This is a genomic window from Saccharopolyspora karakumensis (genome assembly GCF_004349225.1).
Taxonomy (GTDB): domain Bacteria; phylum Actinomycetota; class Actinomycetes; order Mycobacteriales; family Pseudonocardiaceae; genus Saccharopolyspora; species Saccharopolyspora endophytica.
In genome coordinates this window covers 14,532-30,402 of the sequence record NZ_SMLA01000049.1, presented here as the reverse complement: position 1 = coordinate 30,402, position 15,871 = coordinate 14,532, and the positions used below count along the sequence as shown (strand labels likewise).

The window sequence follows — 15,871 nt, the reverse complement described above, 5'->3', positions numbered from 1 at the left end:
GGCGGAAGGGGACCGAAGTGACGACCGCAGACCGCTCCTCACCGCCCGACTCGCGGCCTTCCGAATCCCACGCCGTCGGACGGCGCGGTTTCCTCGGTTACGTCCTGGCCGCACCGACGTTGGTCGCCGCCGCCGACCTGAACCTGCGCGCGCCCGCCGCGGAAGCCCAAGGGCTGCCGCCGGTTCCCTCCCCCGCCATCGCCGAGATCACCGACCTCAGCGACATGCTGGAGCACTCGGCCGCCCCCACCGCGAACCTCATCACCGTCAGGGTCAACACCGACGGCACCGTGTCCTTCGAGCTGCCGCGCGCTGAAGTCGGCCAGGGCATCACCACCTCCACCGCGATGATGATCGCCGAGGAGATGGACGTGCCGGTCGAGAACGTCCACGTCACGCTCGCCGACGCGCGGCCGGAGCTGGTGTTCAACCAGATCACCGGCGGTTCCGGCACCACGCTGTCGACCTACACGCCGATCCGCGTCGCCGCCGCCGTGGCCGCGGGCGCCTGCTGCAGGCCGCCGCCGTCGAGCTGGAGCAGGCGGTGGCGACGCTGCGCCTCAAGCAGGGCATCATCACCGACCTGCTGGGAAGCAGCATCGGCATCGGCGAACTCGCCACGAAGGCCGCGAGCGTGCGCACCGAGGAAGTTCCGGTGCAGCTCAAGGCGAACGAGAACTTCTCGATCATCGGGACCCCGCACAACCGCGTGGACGCGCTCGCGGCGGTGACCGGCCGGAAGAAGTTCGCGATGGACCTCAAGATCCCGGGCGCCCTGCCGACCATGGTGTGCAGGCCGCCGACGCTCAACGGGAAGGTCGGTTCGGTGCGCAACACCGACGCCGTGGCCACCATGCCGGGCGTCACCGACGTGGTCGCGATCTCGACCGGTGTCGCGGTGCGGGCGGAGACCTTCGGGCAGTGCATCGACGCGGTGCGCGCGCTGGACGTCGAATGGAAACCCGGTACGGCCGAGGGCAAATCGGACGCTTCGGTGCTCGACGAGCTGCGGGCGGCCGAGGTGCCGCTGGTGGCGCCGAAGGGCGAATCGAGCGTCGAGGGCGACTTCACCTTCTTCTTCCGCAGCAACAGCGCGCTGGAGACCAACTGCGCGATCGCCGACGTGCGGCGGGACCGGGCCGAGATCTGGTCGGCCCAGAAGAACCCGATCCTCACCAAGGAGACCATCGCCGCGGAGTACGGAATTCCGCTCAACGCGGTGACGGTCCACGTCACCGAAGGCGGCGGATCGTTCGGGCGCAAGCTGTTCAACGACGGCGCCATGGAGGCCGCCGAGATCTCCCGCAAGATCGGCAAGCCGGTCAAGCTGATGTGGCACCGCGCCGACGACTCCCGCCAGGGCCGCACCCACCCGATGGCGACCTCGCGGGTGCGTGTCGGCGTCGCCGGGGACGGCGTGCTGAGCTACGAGCAGCGGCACACCAGCGTGTTCACCGACTTCAGCCACGGCTTCGGCGAGATCATCACCGCCAGCGCGGCGAAGCTGCCGGTCGCCGACGCGTCGTTCTCGCAGACGATCTTCACCTTCACCCAGACCATGCCCTACGGCTTCGGGGCCACCACGCAGCTGCTCAACGAGACCGATCGCGGTTTCAACACCGGCAGCATGCGCAACATCTACTCCCCCGACGTCACCACCGCGCGGGAGCTGATCGTCGACCAGCTGGCCGCGACGATGGGCGAGGACCCCTACCGGTTCCGGCAGCGGTTCCTGCAGGAGGAACGCCTCAAGGCCGTCCTCGACGAGGTCGCCGAGGCCGGGCGGTGGGGCCGGACGATGCCGGAGAACACGGCGCAGGGCATCGCGGTGCACACCGAGTACCGGGCGACGATCGCGACTCTCGTGGAGATCGACTGCACGCCTGAGACGGTGAACCGGCCGATCCGCGACGCCGTCGCCGGCCCGCGCGTCACCAAGGTGGTCTGCGCGGTGGACGTCGGGCTCGCGGTCAACCCGCGCGGCCTGGAGGCCCAGATGATGGGCGGCATCAACGACGGCATCGCCAACGCGCTGACCTCCAGCCTGCACCTGACCGACGGGTACTTCCTGGAAGCCAGCTGGGACAACTACTTCTACACCCGGCAGTGGAACTCGCCGCCGGAGCTGGAGATCATCATCATGCCGCCGACGACCGGCAAGCCCGGTGGCGCCGGCGAGCTCGGCGTCGCCTCGGCACAGGCCGCGGTGGCCTGCGCCTACGCCCGCGCGACCGGTTCGGTCCCGACGAGCTTCCCGATCAACCACGGCACGTTGTCGTTCGAGCCGAAGCCCAACGTGCCGCCGATCCCGGAGTCGCCCACCGACGGCCTGCGCCACGCGCAGTGAGGACCTGGAGGAATTCTCGTGCCTGAGCACACCTTTCGACTCAACGGTGAACAGGTCACCGTCGACGTCGCCGACGACGTGCGGGTGCTGTGGGTGCTGCGCGACCTGCTCGGCGTGACCGGCCCGAAGTACGGCTGCGGCATCAACGTCTGCAAGGCGTGCACCAGCCACATCAACGGCAAGGCCTTCAACCCGTGCTCGGTCTCGGTCGGCGACATCTCCGCCGAGGACGAGATCACCACGATCGAGGGCCTGCCCGACACCGTCGACGCCGAATTGCACCCGATGCAGCAGGCGTGGCTGGACCAGGACGTCGCGCAGTGCGGCTACTGCCAGCCGGGCCAGATCATGGCGGCGGTGGCCCTGGTGCGCCGCGCTGCGGCCGGCGGACGCCAGATCACCGAGGCGGACCTCGACACGATCCGCAACATCTGCCGCTGCGGCACGTACTTCCGGATCCGCGAGGCCATCAAGGCGGGCGCGGAGAAGATGTGACGCGTGGGGCGGCCGGGGCCCCAGTTGCGAAGTCCCGACCGCCCCGCACCGCGGATCTGGCCATCACCGCAGGTGAGAGCGTTATCCTGGGGGTGCTGGCGGGCGCTCCGCGCTGGCACGTGGAGCATTCGAAACCCCGCGCGGCGGAGCCTCCGGTCCCAGCGGCCGGAGGCTTCCGCCGCTCGCGGTCAGCCTCCGAGCAGCTTGTCGACCTGCTGGTGGACGGTCAGGAACGCCATCACGCCGAACAGGACGATCGACCAGATCAGCGCGGCGAGGCGGACGCCCGAGACGCGGATCTGGGCGGGCAGCATCTTGCGGTTGATGGCGATCAGCAGCCCGGAGTAGATGAACATCATGACGCCACCGGTGCAGGCCGAGATCGTGGCCAGCAGCAGCGGTTGCCCCATCCCGGCGACGATCACGATCGTGCCGATGACCACCAGCCCCCACACCAGGATCGCGTAGATCTTGCTCTCCGAGGCGTTCGGGAAGTAGCTGGTCTTGAGCACGTCGGCGGCCAGCCTGCTGGTGTAGTCGACGATGCCCAGCGCCGCCGCGAACAGCGAGAACGCGCCCACGATCCAGAAGAAGTAGCCGAACCAGCCGCCGGCCACGGCCGACATCTTCTCGCCCTCGACACGCAGGAACGACACGTCGTTCTCCAGCCCGGGGTGCCCGAAGACGGTTCCGTAGGCCAGCAGCGACATGAACATGATGGACAGGAACGTGATGGCCACGAAGGTCATCAGCTGCTCCTTGTTGGCGAAGCGCCACCACGCCTTCCAGCGGTCCAGGTTCTCGTCGGTCGCGGGGAAGATGAACCCCGCCTGACCGCGCGCCTCGGCCTGACCGGTCAGCGGCGACACGATCTTGGGGACGTAGTGCCCCATTCCGAAGCCCTTGTCGCGGATCCAGTTGCTCTGCACCAGGTTCTGACCACCGCCGGCACCGGCGAAGGCCAGCGCGCCCATCAGCACCGCGAAACCGAGCTCGGCGGCAGGGAACCCGGCCTCGGTGACCACGGTCGGCAGCGCCTGCCAGGTCTCGGCTCCGATGACGAACAGCGCGCCGATCGCGATGAGCAGCACGATCGCGGCGACCTTGAGCATCTCGGCGCGTTCCAGCGCCGTGTAGACCGCCGGGGCCAGCGTGAGGATCAGCGCCACCAGCAGCAGGATCCCCACCGCCACCAGGGATTTGTCACCGCCGATCGCGTAGGTGATCAGCGTCGCCGAACTCGTCGCCCACGCGGGCCAGAGGTTGGCGAAGTAAGCCATGATCGCGAACACCAGGCCCCAGTGCTTCCACAGGCGGCTGAAGCCGGTCACCGCGGTCTCACCGGTGGCCAGGGTGTACCGCTCGATCTCCATGTTCAGGAAGTACTGCGTGACCAGGCCCAGCAGCGCTGCCCACACGAAGGTCAGCCCGACCTGGGAGGTGATGTAGGGGAAGAGGATGAACTCACCGCTGGCCAGGCCGACGCCCGCCGCGACGATGCCCGGGCCGATCAACCGCCACTGGTTCCGCGGTGGCGCCGGCAGGTCGCGCACCTGCGGCTTCGGGATGTGCTTGTCGGGGAACGCCCTCTCCGGGCTCAGCGGGCTCGCCTCTTTGCGATCTGCCATCGTCGGCACCCTTGCTCGTGGTTGTGCGTGTCCTGAGGAAGAGCCAAAGTAAGCGCCCGAACAACAACCAACACCGAAAAGTAATACTTCTGTCGCCTACACCCGTCGCGAGCCCGTTGTGAGCGAGCAAGGAACATGCCGCTTTTCAGCCGGCGGCCCGGGTTTTCCCGTGGCGATCGGACAAAGGGGACTCGAATTCGGCGGTTTCGGTCCGGTCACCGATCGCCCAGGTCCTTCGAGGCGGAGTCCTTGGCCTTCACCGCTCGCTCGTGCTCCTGGCGCGCGGCTTTGAGGTCGCGGCGCCGGTCGCGCAGCTCCGCGTCGGCCTCGGCCAGCTCCTCGCGGAGGCGTTCGCAGCGCTCCTGCGCCTCCTCGCACGCGGCTTCGGCGCGCTGGAGGTTCTCGTTCGCGGCGTCGAGGTGTTCTTCGGTGTCCCGCAGCCGGTGCCGCAGCTCCAGCAGCTTCGCCTCGCCGGAGTCCTCGCTGCTCTTCGCGGGACGCTTCGCTCGGGGTTTCTGGTCGGAGGACTGCCTGCGGATGGCTGCTGCGGCGAGGTCGTCGAGGCCGAAGCCGCTGTACTCCAGGGGCTTGGTCAGCGTCGCCTCCTCGACCTCGGCCGCGGCCTCGGGGTCGGAGAGCGCCGCCGTGAGGGTTTGCGAGATCTGCTCGCGTCCGGCTTGGGCCAGCTCGTGCCCGCGTTCGGCGGCCAGCTCGACCGCTCGGCCGGTGAGGCGGTCGAGCAGGCGGGTGCGTTCGGCGGCCAGGTCGCGGAGCTCGTCCCCGCGCAGTTCGCGCTGGGCGTTGCGCAGCCGCTCCCCGAGGTCGTGCAGCGCGCGCAGCTCGCCCGGTTCGCGGTCGGCCAGCAGGTTCACCGCCCACGCCGCCGTGGTGGGCTTGCGCAGCTTCTTGATGCGGTCCGCCAGCCGGGTGTCACCGGACTCGCGGGCGCGCGCGGCCGCGGCGTCCCGGGCGGTGACGAATTCCACCGGGTCGCCGGTGCGCAGTTCGCGAGCCACTTGTCGCAGGTCCACAACCTCAACGTGCCACCAGTGGAGTCCGCGCGCGACATTCGCGTTGGCGAGATCGTCCGCGCGCGGGCAGGCTGGAGCCATGACGGCATTGGAGCGTCCTCGCAACGGAAAGATGATCGCCGGCGTGTGCGCGGGCCTCGCCCACCGGTTCGGCCTGCCCGTGTTCCTGGTGCGGCTGGCCTTCGTGATCTCCTGCGTTCTGCCAGGCCCGCAGTTCATCCTCTACATCCTGCTGTGGATCCTGCTGCCGAAGGCCCGCTGAGGGTCACACGCGCCTTCCGGAATCTCTGCGCCCGGAAGGCGTTGTACCCGGGGTGAGTCCTCGTCTGTCAGTGCTGGACCGCTCGCACATCCCGGTCGGCGGTAGCGCCCAGGAGGCGTTGCTGGAGACCGTGCGCTTCGCGCAGGAGGTCGAGCGGCTCGGCTACCACCGGATCTGGGTCGCCGAGCACCACGGCGTGCCCGGCGTCGCCGGAGCCGCCCCGACCGTGCTGGCCGCGGCGGTCGCCGCCGCCACCAGCCGGATCAGGGTGGGAACCGGCGGCGTCATGCTGCCCAACCACCAGCCGCTCGTGGTCGCCGAGCAGTTCGGCGTGCTGGCGTCGCTGTTCGGCGACCGCATCGACGTCGGGCTGGGGCGGTCGCTGGGGTTCACCGGCGCCATCCGCAAGGCGCTCGGCGCCGAGGACGCGAGCCGCTTCACCGAGCAGATCACCGAGCTGCTGGCCTACCTCGACGGCGGCGTCACCGGCGTGCGCGCGGTGCCCGCCGAAGGACTCGACCTGCCGGTGTTCGTGCTGGCCACCCGCAACGCCACCAGTGCCGCCGAGCTCGGCCTGCCGCTGGTCATCGCCTCCCCGCTCGGCGAGCAGAAGATGCTGCGCACGATCGACGAGTACCGGCAGAGCTTCCGCCCCTCCCGCCGCACGGCTGATCCCTACGTGGTCGTCGCGCGCTCCATCGCGGTCGCCGAGACGACCGAAGCCGCCCGCCGCCTGCTCGTCCCCGAAGCCTGGGCCAACGCCTGGTCGCGCACCAGGGGCGAGTTCCCACCCCTGGACGACCCGGACCGCGTCCTCGCCCGCGACATGACCGACCGGGAACGCACCCACTTCACCCGCGCCATGCAGGGCCACACCTGCGGCACGCCGGACGAGGTCGCGGTCGCCGTGAAGGACCTCGTCGCCAAGACGGACGCCGACGAACTCCTGGTCACCACCACGGCCCACGACCCCGACGACCGCCTCGACTCCTACCGCCTCCTCGCGTCCCTCATCGGGTGAGGCCGCGTCGGACGTGGCCGGGGGGATGGTGTTCTCGGTCGACGTCGCGGCGGTGGCTGGAGTCGAGCTGCCACGGGACGCTGACGACGGCCACGCCGGGTTCGAAGCGCAGCCGCCAGGTCAGCCGCAGGGCGCTCTGGTTGTGCAGCAGCCCCTCCCACCAGTGGCCGACGACGTAGTCCGAAATGTAGACGCAGACCAGGTCGCGGGGTCCGGAGCGGCGGAGCTCCTTGATGCGGCGCACGAGCGGTCGGGTGATCTCCCGGTACGGCGACTCCACGACCTCCAGCGGGAAGTCGATGCCGAGGCGTTCCCACTCGCTGCGCAGCAGGTGCGTGTCGGCGTCGTCGACCTCGACCGTCAGCGCGGTGAGCGTGTCCGGCCGGGTGGCGCGGGCGAAGGCCAGGGCCCGCAGCGTCGGTTTGTGAACCGCCGACACCAGGACGACGGCGTGCACCCGGCTCGGTGAGGGCAGCTCACCGGAATCCGGTTCCAGCTCGCGGCGGACCTGCCGGTAGTGCCGGTGGATTCCGCGCATCAGCAGGAACAGCAGCGGGATCGCCAGCACCACGAGGTAGGCGCCGTGGGTGAACTTGGTGGCCAGCACGACGCACAGCACCGTGGCCGTGAGCAGCGCGCCGACCGCGTTGATCAGCCGCGCCCGGTGAATCCGCCCCCGGTTGCCCTCCCCTCTGCGCAGCTCGTGGTTCCAGTGCCGCACCATGCCCAGCTGGCACAGCGTGAACGACGCGAAGACGCCGACGATGTAGAGCTGGATCAGCGCCGTCACCGACCCGCCGAAGGACGCGATCAACATCGCCGAGACGACGCCCAGCACGATGACGCCGTTGGAGTGCGCCAGCCGGTCGCCGCGGGTGTGCAGCTGCCGCGGCAGGTAGCGGCGCTGCGCGAGCAGCGAGCCGAGCATCGGGAAACCGTTGAACGCGGTGTTGGCCGCCAGCACCAGGATCAGCGCGGCCGCGGCCTGCACCACGTAGAACATCACGCTGCCGTCGCCGAACACCGCTGCGGCCAGCTGCGCGATCACGGTGCGCTGACCGCTGCTGCGGCAGTCCCCGGGGAACCCGATCAGGTCGCACGGGTTCTCCGCCACCCGCACCCCGGCGACCGCGGCGAGCGCGGTGACACCGCTGAACAACCCGATCGCCAGCCCGCCCATGATCAGCATGGTGCGCCCGGCGTTGCGCTCCTTGGGGCGGCGGAAGGCGGGCACCCCGTTGGAGATCGCCTCGACGCCGGCCAGCGCCGTGCACCCGGAGGCGAACGCGCGCAGCAGCAGGAACACCAGGGCGATCCCGGTCAGGTCGGTCTGCTCGGGCCGGATGCCCCAACCGGCGCTCTCGGCCACCGGCGGTTGACCGACCGCCGCCTGCACGAGCCCGACCACCACGGTCAGCCCCATCGACGCCACGAACAGGTAGGTGGGGACGGAGAACGCGCGCCCCGACTCGCGGGCGCCGCGCAGGTTCACCGCGACCAGCAGCACGACACCGCCCACCGCAACCCACACCCGCGACGGGTAGAGCGCGGGGACCGCCGAGACCAGGTTGTCCACGCCCGCGGCGACCGAGACGGCCACCGTCATCACGTAGTCCACCATGAGCGCCGCGGCCACCACGAGGCTCGAGTTCCGGCTGAGGTTGCGCGCCGCGACCTCGTAGGACCCGCCGCCGCTGGGGTAGGCGTGCACCACCTGCCGGTAGGAGGCGACCACGACCACCAGCAGCAGCACGACGCCCAGCCCCACCCACGGCGCCAGGTGCAGCACCGCCAACCCGCCCAGCGACAGGATCAGCAGGATCTCCTGGGTCGCGTAGGTGACCGAGGACAGCGGGTCGCTGGCGAAGACCGGCAGGGCGAGCCGCTTGGGCAACAGGGTCTCGCCCATCCGGTCGCTGCGCACCGGAGGCCCGAGCACGAAGCGCTTCGCCACCTGCCGAAACGAGGCCATCGCCCCAGGCTAGGTTCGCCTCCGCAACCCCACCGACGAACTACTGCGTACGAGTGATCTTCCGGGTTTCAGTGAAGTCAGGCCCCCGAACTCCACTGAAGTCCGAGACCCGATTTCCACTGAGATCGGGGTCCCGAGTTCCGCTGAAGTCCGGTTGTCCTGGAGCGGGGCGGGTGTGGAGGGCTATTTGCGTTCGAGGACGGCTTTGAGGAAGCGCTGTGTTCGTTCGTGCTGGGGGTTCTGGAGGATCTGGGACGGTGGCCCGGACTCGACCACCGCGCCGGAGTCGAACATCAGGACGCGGTCGGAGATCTCCTCCGCGAAGCGCATCTCGTGGGTGACCAGCAGCATCGTCATGGCCGTGGTGTGCGCGAGGTCGCGGATGACGGCCAGCACCTCGCCGATGAGCTCCGGGTCCAGCGCCGAGGTGACCTCGTCGAACAGCATCACCTTCGGCCGCATGGCCAGCGCTCGGGCGATGGCGACGCGCTGCTGCTGACCGCCGGAGAGCTGCCCCGGCTTGTGCGACATGTGCTTCTCCAGCCCCACCAGCTGCAGCAGTTCGACCGCTCGCTGCCCGGCCTCGTCGCGGCTCATGCCCAGCACCTGAACCGGCGAGAGCGTCACGTTGGCCAGCACGGTCATGTGCGGGAAGAGGTTGAAGTGCTGGAACACCATTCCGATGGTGCGCCGCACCTCGGCCTGCTTCTTCGCGTCGAGCCGGGCGCCTTCGCGGCAGTCCCACAGCGGCTGCCCGTCGACCTCGATCAACCCGGTGTCGGGGTTCTCCAGGGTCATCAGCAGCCGCAGGATGGTGGTCTTGCCGGAGCCGCTCGGTCCGATGATGGACACCTTCTCCCCCGGCGCCACCGTCAGGTCGAGTTCGCGCAGCACGTGGTTGTCCCCGAAGGACTTCCCCACGCCCGAGAAGGAGATCATCGCGTCATCTGGGGTGGGCAAGACGCAGCTCCAATCGTTTGATCAGCCTCGCGGCGGGCAGGCTGACCGCCAGGAACAGCAGGGCGGCGATGGTCATCGGTTCCAGGTAGCGGTAGCTGCTGGAGCCGATGGCCGTCGCGTGGCCGAGCAGTTCGAACACCGTGATGGCGTGCAGGATCGCGGAATCCTTGAACATCTGCACCAGGTAGTTGCCCAGCGCCGGGATGACGTCGCGGATCGCCTGCGGCAGCACCACGAACCGCCAGCGCTGCCAGTTCGACAGGCTCAGCGCGGTGCACGCCTCCCACTGCCCGACGGCGACGCTCTGGATTCCCGCGCGGTACACCTCCGCGGTGTAGGCGCTGTAGTTGAGGCCGATGACGACGATGCCGGTGATCATCGGCGAGAACTGCACCCCGACGCCGGGCAGCACGAAGAACGCGAAGTACGCCTGCACCAGCAGCGGCGTGCCCCGGACGAACAGCACGTAGAAGGTGAACAGCTTGCTGATCACCGGTACCGCGGAGTAGCGCACCACGGACACGAACAGCCCGACGACCAGCGCGATCGCCATGCCGACCAGCGTGATCTGCACGGTGACCCACAGCCCTTGCAGCAGGAAGGGCACGATCTGCGCGGCGAACGACCAGTCCCAGATCACGACGTCACCCGCCGATCCGGCAGGACGCGCTGCCAGAAGCTCTGCGCCCGCGCCGGCCGCGTCGGGTCGACGCGCCGCTCCAGCCACGAGGAGCCGAGCGAGAGGACGTAGGCGACGACGAAGTAGAGCACCAGGATCGTCCCGAAGACCGCCGCCGTGGCGCCGGTGGTGTTGCGGACCATCTGGGCGGTGAAGGTCAGGTCGGCCACGGTCACCAGCGACACCAGGGAGGTGTTCTTGAGCAGATCGACCATCACGTTGCCGAAGGGCGGGATCATCGCCGGAACCGCCTGCGGCAGGATGACGAACCGCATCCGCTGGTAGGGGCTCAGGCTCAGCGCGACGGCACCTTCCCGCTGACCGCGCGGCAGGGCGGTGATCGCACCGCGCACGATCTCCGCGCCGTAGGCGCCTTCGTTGAGGCCGAGCGCGAGGATCGCCGCGGCGAACGGCAGCAGCTGGATCCCGAAGAACGGCAGCGCGAAGAACAGCCAGAACAGCTGCACCAGCATCGACGTCCCGCGGAAGACCTCGATGAACACCGACGCCGGCCAGCTCAGCCAGCGGCGGTGCGACATCCGCGCGATACCTGCCGCGAAGGCGACCACCACCGCGAGCACCATCCCGGCGATGGTGAGCGCGATGGTGATCAGCAGACCTTCGCCGAGCAGCGGCAAGTAGGGCAGGATCTGCGACATTCGCGGCTCAGCCCGGTACGGCGCAGAGCTGTTCGCGGGTCACGGATCTCGCGGCGTCCCCGGAGAATCCCCACCTGCCGAGGATCTGGTCGAACTCGGGCGTGGCCTTGAGCGCCTTGAGCTGCTCGTCGTAGGCGGCGACCAGGTCGGCGTCGGCCTGGCGGAAACCGGCACCCGAGCCGGTCTGCTGCACGTCGGTGATGGCGCCGGTGATCTCGATGCCCTCGGTCTTGAGCGCGTTGAGCGACAGGGTCGGCAGGAAGAACGCGTCGGCTCGGCCGGCCTGCACGGCTTCGATTCCGCTGCGGCCGTCGGGGATGTTGACGACCTGGGAGGCCGGGACTCCGGCGGTCTTGAGCGCGCCGTCTTCGAATCCGCCCGGAAGGACCGCGATCTTCAGCGCGGGATCGGCTTTCACGGCCGCGATTCCGGTGAGCTTCTTCGGATTTCCCGCGGGCACCGCGAACGATTCGGTCGACACGATTTCCGGTTCGGAGTAGCGGATCTGACTGCACCGCGATTGCTTCATGAACAATCCTGCGGCGATGATGTCCCACCGGCTCGCGTTGAGCCCCGGAATCATCGATTCGTAGGGGGTGACGATGCCTTCGATGCGGGGTACGCCCATTCGCTTGAGCACCGCGGCGACCACGTCGGGTTCGGCTCCGGTGACGCTGCCGTCGGGGTTGATCTGGGTGTAGGGCGGCTCGTTGGCGATCGCGATTCGCGCGTATCCCTGCTGCTTGAGCCGGTCCAAGGTGGATCCGGTCGGCTGCCCGGAGCCGGGCTGGGTGAAGGTGCACCCGCCGAGGAAACCGGTGACGGGCACCGCGAGTGCCGCCGCTCCACCGGCGCGGAGCATGTCCCGTCGAGAAATTTCGGTCCTGCGCATCGGCCCAGACCTCCCTGATACATCGCCCATTCGAGTGATGCGGTTGGGCAGACCGTAAGTCGCCCCTTTGACCCTGTCAACGCGAAAACAGAACGTGACGCGTCACCGTTGTGTTTCCACCAATCACGCGAGATCGCCGAATCGAGACGCATTTCCAGCGCAAACACCGGCGCCCCGCACAGCCGCTCGAGATCCGGAGGAGATTCGTTCGGATGAATTTAGACACGGACGGGTGAAGATCGAAGTTCAGCCGTGCACCGCCACCGCGACGCGCGATTGCCTCGCGATCTCCAGGTCTTCCCGCGCCCGCACAACGACGCTGCGGGCCGGGGCACCGGGCGCGCTGATCTCGCCCTCGGTCGCGTGGATGTTGTGCGCCGGATCGATGGTCGCCCCCGCGAAGACCAGCGCCGAGCCCACCGCCGCGCGCACCGGCGGCTGGTGCTCGCCGATCCCGCCGGTGAACACCAGCAGGTCCAGCCCGCCGAGCACGGCCAGCATCGCTCCGGCGTGCCGCACCAGGCTGTGCCGGTAGACGTCGAAAGCCGTTGCGGCGTCGTGATCTCCGTTCTCCCGGGCGTCCAGCACGTCGCGGAGGTCGCCGTTCCCGCCCGCCAGGCCCGCGATTCCGGACCTCCGCGCCAGCGTCTCGAAGACCTCCTTCGGCGCGAGACCTCGGGAATCGATGAGCCAGCCGATGAGCCCTGGATCGACGCTGCCGCTCCGGGTGTTCATCACCAGCCCCTCCTCCGGGGTGAAGCCCATCGTGGTGTCCACGCAACGGCCGTTGAGCACCGCCGCCATCGACGCCCCCGCCCCGAGGTGGCAGCTCAGCACCTTCCCGCGCCCGGGGTCCAGGCCGGTCAGCTCCGCCCCGCGCCGCACCGCGTAGGAGTGCGACAGGCCGTGAAAACCGTAGCGGCGCAGGGAATACCGCTCGTTCCACTCGCGCGGCAGCGCGTAGGTGGCGGCTGCGGTGGGGAGTCGTGCGTGGAAGGCGGTGTCCACGCACACCACCGACGGCACGCGGGGCGCGCTCCGCCGCGCCACCCGGATCCCGTCGAGCGCGCGCGGTTGGTGCAGCGGTGCGAGATCGGTGAGCGATTCCAGGTAGGCCTGCACCTCGTCGTCGACGATCGCGGCCTCGGTGATGCGATCGCCGCCGTGCACCACCCGGTGCCCGATGACCTCGGCTCCGTGCTCGTCGAGGAACTCCTCGATCGGCTCCGCCTCGCCGCCCCAGTGCTCCACGTGCCGGTCGTCGACCAGCTCGTCACCGTCGAGCAGGGCGAGCTTGAGGCTGCTGGAGCCGGCGTTGACCGTCAGCACCCTCACCGGCCCGGCCAAGACCACTCCCGGATCTCAGGCATGTCCTCCCCGTGCGTGGACACGTAGTGCCGGTGCTCGATCAGCTTGGTCTTCAACGCCTCCCGCGCGTAGGCAGCGCGCGGCCCGAGCCGGGGAACCCGGTCGATGACGTCGATGGCCAGGTTGAACCTGTCGATCTGGTTGAGCACGCACATGTCGAACGGAGTGGTCGTGGTGCCCTCCTCCTTGTAGCCGCGCACGTGGAGGTTCTCGTGGTTGCTCCGGCGGTAGGTCAGCCGGTGGATCAGCCACGGGTAGCCGTGGAAGTTGAAGATCACCGGGCGATCGCGGGTGAACAGGCTGTCGAACTCGGCGTCGGACAGCCCGTGCGGGTGCTCCCGCTCGCCCTGCAGCCGCATCAGGTCCACCACGTTGACCACCCGGATCCGCAGGTCCGGGAACTCGCGCAGCAGCAGGTCCACCGCGGCCAGCGTCTCCATCGTGGGCACGTCGCCCGCGCAGCCCATCACCACGTCGGGATCGCCGTCGTCGTCGCTGGAGGCCCAGTCCCAGATGCCGATGCCCTTGGTGCAGTGCACCACCGCCGACTCCATGTCCAGGTACTGCGGCGCGGGCTGCTTCCCGGCCACCACGACGTTGATGTAGTCGCGGCTGCGCAGGCAGTGATCCACCACCGACAGCAGGGTGTTGGCGTCCGGCGGCAGGTAGACCCGCACCACCTCGGCCTTCTTGTTCACCACGTGGTCGATGAAACCCGGGTCCTGGTGGGAGAAGCCGTTGTGGTCCTGCCGCCACACGTGGGAGGTCAGCAGGTAGTTCAGCGAGGCGATCGGCTGCCGCCAGGCCAGCCGTCCGGTGACCTTCAGCCACTTGGCGTGCTGGTTGACCATCGAGTCCACGATGTGCGCGAACGCCTCGTAGCAGGAGAAGAACCCGTGCCTGCCGGTGAGCAGGTAGCCCTCCAGCCAGCCCTGGCAGGTGTGCTCGGAGAGCACCTCCATCAACCTTCCGTCGCGCGCCAGCGAGTCGTCGCCGGGCAACGTCTCCGCGCTCCACGTGCGCGCGGTGGCCGCCAGGATCGCGGCCAGCCGGTTGGAGTTGTTCTCGTCCGGCGAGAAGACCCGGAAGTTGCGCTCGTTCTCGTTCAGCCGCATCACGTCCCGCAGGAACCGGCCCAGGACGCGGGTCGCCTCACCGGAGCTCGCTCCCGGCTGCTCCACCTCGACCCCGTAGTCGCGGAACTCCGGCAGTCGCAGGGCGCGCAGCAGGTGTCCGCCGTTGGCGTGCGGGCTGGCGCTCATCCGGCGATCGCCGGTCGGGTTGTGCTCGCGGATCTTGCGCACCGGAGCACCCGAGGACTCGAACAGCTCCCCCGGCTCGTAGCTGCGCAACCACGACTCCAGCTGCCACAGGTGCTCGGGATTGCCGCGCGGATCGGAGATCGGCACCTGGTGCGCGCGCCAGGTGCCGGCCACGTACTTGCCGTCGACGGTGTCGGGCCCGGTCCAGCCCTTCGGCGTGCGCAGCACGATCATCGGCCACCGGGGGCGCTGCCGGACGCCCTCCCGCCGCGACCGGCGCTGGATCGCGGCGATCTCGTCGAGGCAGCGGTCCAGCGTCGCGGCGAACAGGTGGTGCATCGGTGCCGGCTCGTCGCCGGCGACGAGGTAGGGCTCGTAACCGAAACCGCGCAGCATGCCGAGCAGTTCGTCGTCGGGGATGCGCGCCAGGACCGCCGGGCTGGCGATCTTGTAGCCGTTGAGGTGCAGGATCGGCAGCACCGCGCCGTCGGTGGCGGGGTTGAGGAACTTGTTGGAGTGCCAGCTGGTCGCCAGCGGTCCCGTCTCGGCCTCGCCGTCGCCGATGACGCAGGGAACGATCAGGTCGGGGTTGTCGAACACCGCCCCGAACGCGTGCGAGAGCGCGTAGCCGAGCTCGCCGCCCTCGTGGATCGACCCGGGCGTCTCGGGCGCCACGTGGCTGGGGATCCCGCCGGGGAACGAGAACTGGGTGACCAGCCGCTGCAGTCCGTCGTTGTCCTGGGCGACGTCGGGGTAGATCTCGCTGTAGGTTCCTTCCAGCCAGGCCGCCGACACCAGGCCCGGACCGCCGTGACCTGGCCCGATGACGTACATCATGGCGAGATCGCGCATCCGGATGACCCGGTTGAGGTGCGCGTAGATGAAGTTCAGGCCGGGCGTGGTCCCCCAGTGCCCGAGCAGCCGCGGCTTGATGTGCTCGGGGCGCAGCGGTTCGCGCAGCAGCGGGTTGTCCATCAGGTAGATCTGGCCCGCCGACAGGAAGTTGGCCGCGCGCCACCACAGCTGCACCCCGTCGAGCTCCTGCGGCTCCAGGTGCTCGCTCACCGCCGGGGTCATCGTCCACCCCGCCTCGGACACCTGCGCATCACTGCTCATCCCCGACCCCCGAACGTCGAACCACCCACACAGCCTGCTGGCCCACAGCGCAGGCGCAACTCGGAGTAATGCCAGACCGCAGGAGCGGACGGTCAGGAGCGGCGGTGGACGTCGGGCAAGCGGGGGACACGGGCGGTTCTGGTCCGAATCGACCGGGCAGAACGGACTTGATCACGGAT

12 protein-coding genes and 1 pseudogene are annotated in these 15,871 nt (G+C 69.4%); 4 read left to right on the top strand and 9 right to left on the bottom strand.

All coding sequences use genetic code 11. From position 1 onward, the window contains the following. Positions 1-17 precede the first annotated feature (17 nt). Both E1202_RS24530 and E1202_RS24525 read left to right on the top strand, forming a co-directional pair. A pseudogene (locus E1202_RS24530) lies at positions 18-2,347 on the top strand (molybdopterin cofactor-binding domain-containing protein). An 18-nt stretch (positions 2,348-2,365) separates the two neighbouring features. Further along, complete coding sequence (locus E1202_RS24525) at positions 2,366-2,842, top strand: (2Fe-2S)-binding protein (RefSeq protein WP_132685491.1); 477 nt, start codon at positions 2,366-2,368, stop codon at positions 2,840-2,842. Positions 2,843-3,030: 188 nt separating this feature from the next. On the opposite strand, the gene E1202_RS24520 is transcribed toward E1202_RS24525, so the two are convergent. Beyond that, the gene (locus E1202_RS24520; protein WP_132685490.1) at positions 3,031-4,470 is read right to left on the bottom strand and encodes an Nramp family divalent metal transporter; all 1,440 of its coding nucleotides are present in this window, start codon (positions 4,468-4,470) and stop codon (positions 3,031-3,033) included. A 215-nt stretch (positions 4,471-4,685) separates the two neighbouring features. Then, on the bottom strand, positions 4,686-5,501 hold the full coding sequence (locus E1202_RS24515; RefSeq protein ID WP_132685489.1) for a hypothetical protein: 816 nt from the start codon (positions 5,499-5,501) through the stop codon (positions 4,686-4,688). A gap of 79 nt (positions 5,502-5,580) precedes the next feature. Here E1202_RS24515 and E1202_RS24510 point away from each other — a divergent pair, with 79 nt between their 5' ends. Both E1202_RS24510 and E1202_RS24505 read left to right on the top strand, forming a co-directional pair. Further along, the gene (locus tag E1202_RS24510) at positions 5,581-5,763 is read left to right on the top strand and encodes a PspC domain-containing protein (protein ID WP_132678695.1); all 183 of its coding nucleotides are present in this window, start codon (positions 5,581-5,583) and stop codon (positions 5,761-5,763) included. A 52-nt stretch (positions 5,764-5,815) separates the two neighbouring features. Then, positions 5,816-6,784, top strand: a complete 969-nt coding sequence (locus tag E1202_RS24505) for an MsnO8 family LLM class oxidoreductase (protein ID WP_132685488.1) — start codon at positions 5,816-5,818, stop codon at positions 6,782-6,784. On the opposite strand, the gene E1202_RS24500 is transcribed toward E1202_RS24505, so the two are convergent. The 7 genes from E1202_RS24500 to E1202_RS24470 form a co-directional block, all read right to left on the bottom strand. Continuing rightward, entirely contained in the window at positions 6,774-8,756 is a 1,983-nt protein-coding gene (locus tag E1202_RS24500; RefSeq protein ID WP_132685487.1) for an APC family permease, read from the bottom strand. The two genes, E1202_RS24505 and E1202_RS24500, sit on opposite strands and share 11 nt — an antisense overlap. Before the next feature lie 183 nt (positions 8,757-8,939). Next, positions 8,940-9,695: an ectoine/hydroxyectoine ABC transporter ATP-binding protein EhuA gene (gene ehuA, locus E1202_RS24495; RefSeq protein WP_132685513.1), complete on the bottom strand. Its 756-nt coding sequence runs from the start codon at positions 9,693-9,695 to the stop codon at positions 8,940-8,942. Between the two features lie 4 nt (positions 9,696-9,699). After that, the gene (ehuD, locus tag E1202_RS24490; RefSeq protein WP_132685486.1) at positions 9,700-10,356 is read right to left on the bottom strand and encodes an ectoine/hydroxyectoine ABC transporter permease subunit EhuD; all 657 of its coding nucleotides are present in this window, start codon (positions 10,354-10,356) and stop codon (positions 9,700-9,702) included. Continuing rightward, on the bottom strand, positions 10,353-11,054 hold the full coding sequence (ehuC, locus tag E1202_RS24485) for an ectoine/hydroxyectoine ABC transporter permease subunit EhuC (protein WP_132685485.1): 702 nt from the start codon (positions 11,052-11,054) through the stop codon (positions 10,353-10,355). The genes ehuD and ehuC overlap by 4 nt, the downstream gene beginning before the upstream one ends. Positions 11,055-11,061: 7 nt before the next feature. Next, positions 11,062-11,946, bottom strand: a complete 885-nt coding sequence (ehuB, locus tag E1202_RS24480) for an ectoine/hydroxyectoine ABC transporter substrate-binding protein EhuB (protein ID WP_132685484.1) — start codon at positions 11,944-11,946, stop codon at positions 11,062-11,064. A 246-nt stretch (positions 11,947-12,192) separates the two neighbouring features. After that, positions 12,193-13,293: an acetate/propionate family kinase gene (locus tag E1202_RS24475; protein ID WP_132685483.1), complete on the bottom strand. Its 1,101-nt coding sequence runs from the start codon at positions 13,291-13,293 to the stop codon at positions 12,193-12,195. Then, the gene (locus E1202_RS24470) at positions 13,278-15,653 is read right to left on the bottom strand and encodes a phosphoketolase family protein (RefSeq protein ID WP_132685512.1); all 2,376 of its coding nucleotides are present in this window, start codon (positions 15,651-15,653) and stop codon (positions 13,278-13,280) included. The genes E1202_RS24475 and E1202_RS24470 overlap by 16 nt, the downstream gene beginning before the upstream one ends. Positions 15,654-15,871: the final 218 nt, after the last annotated feature.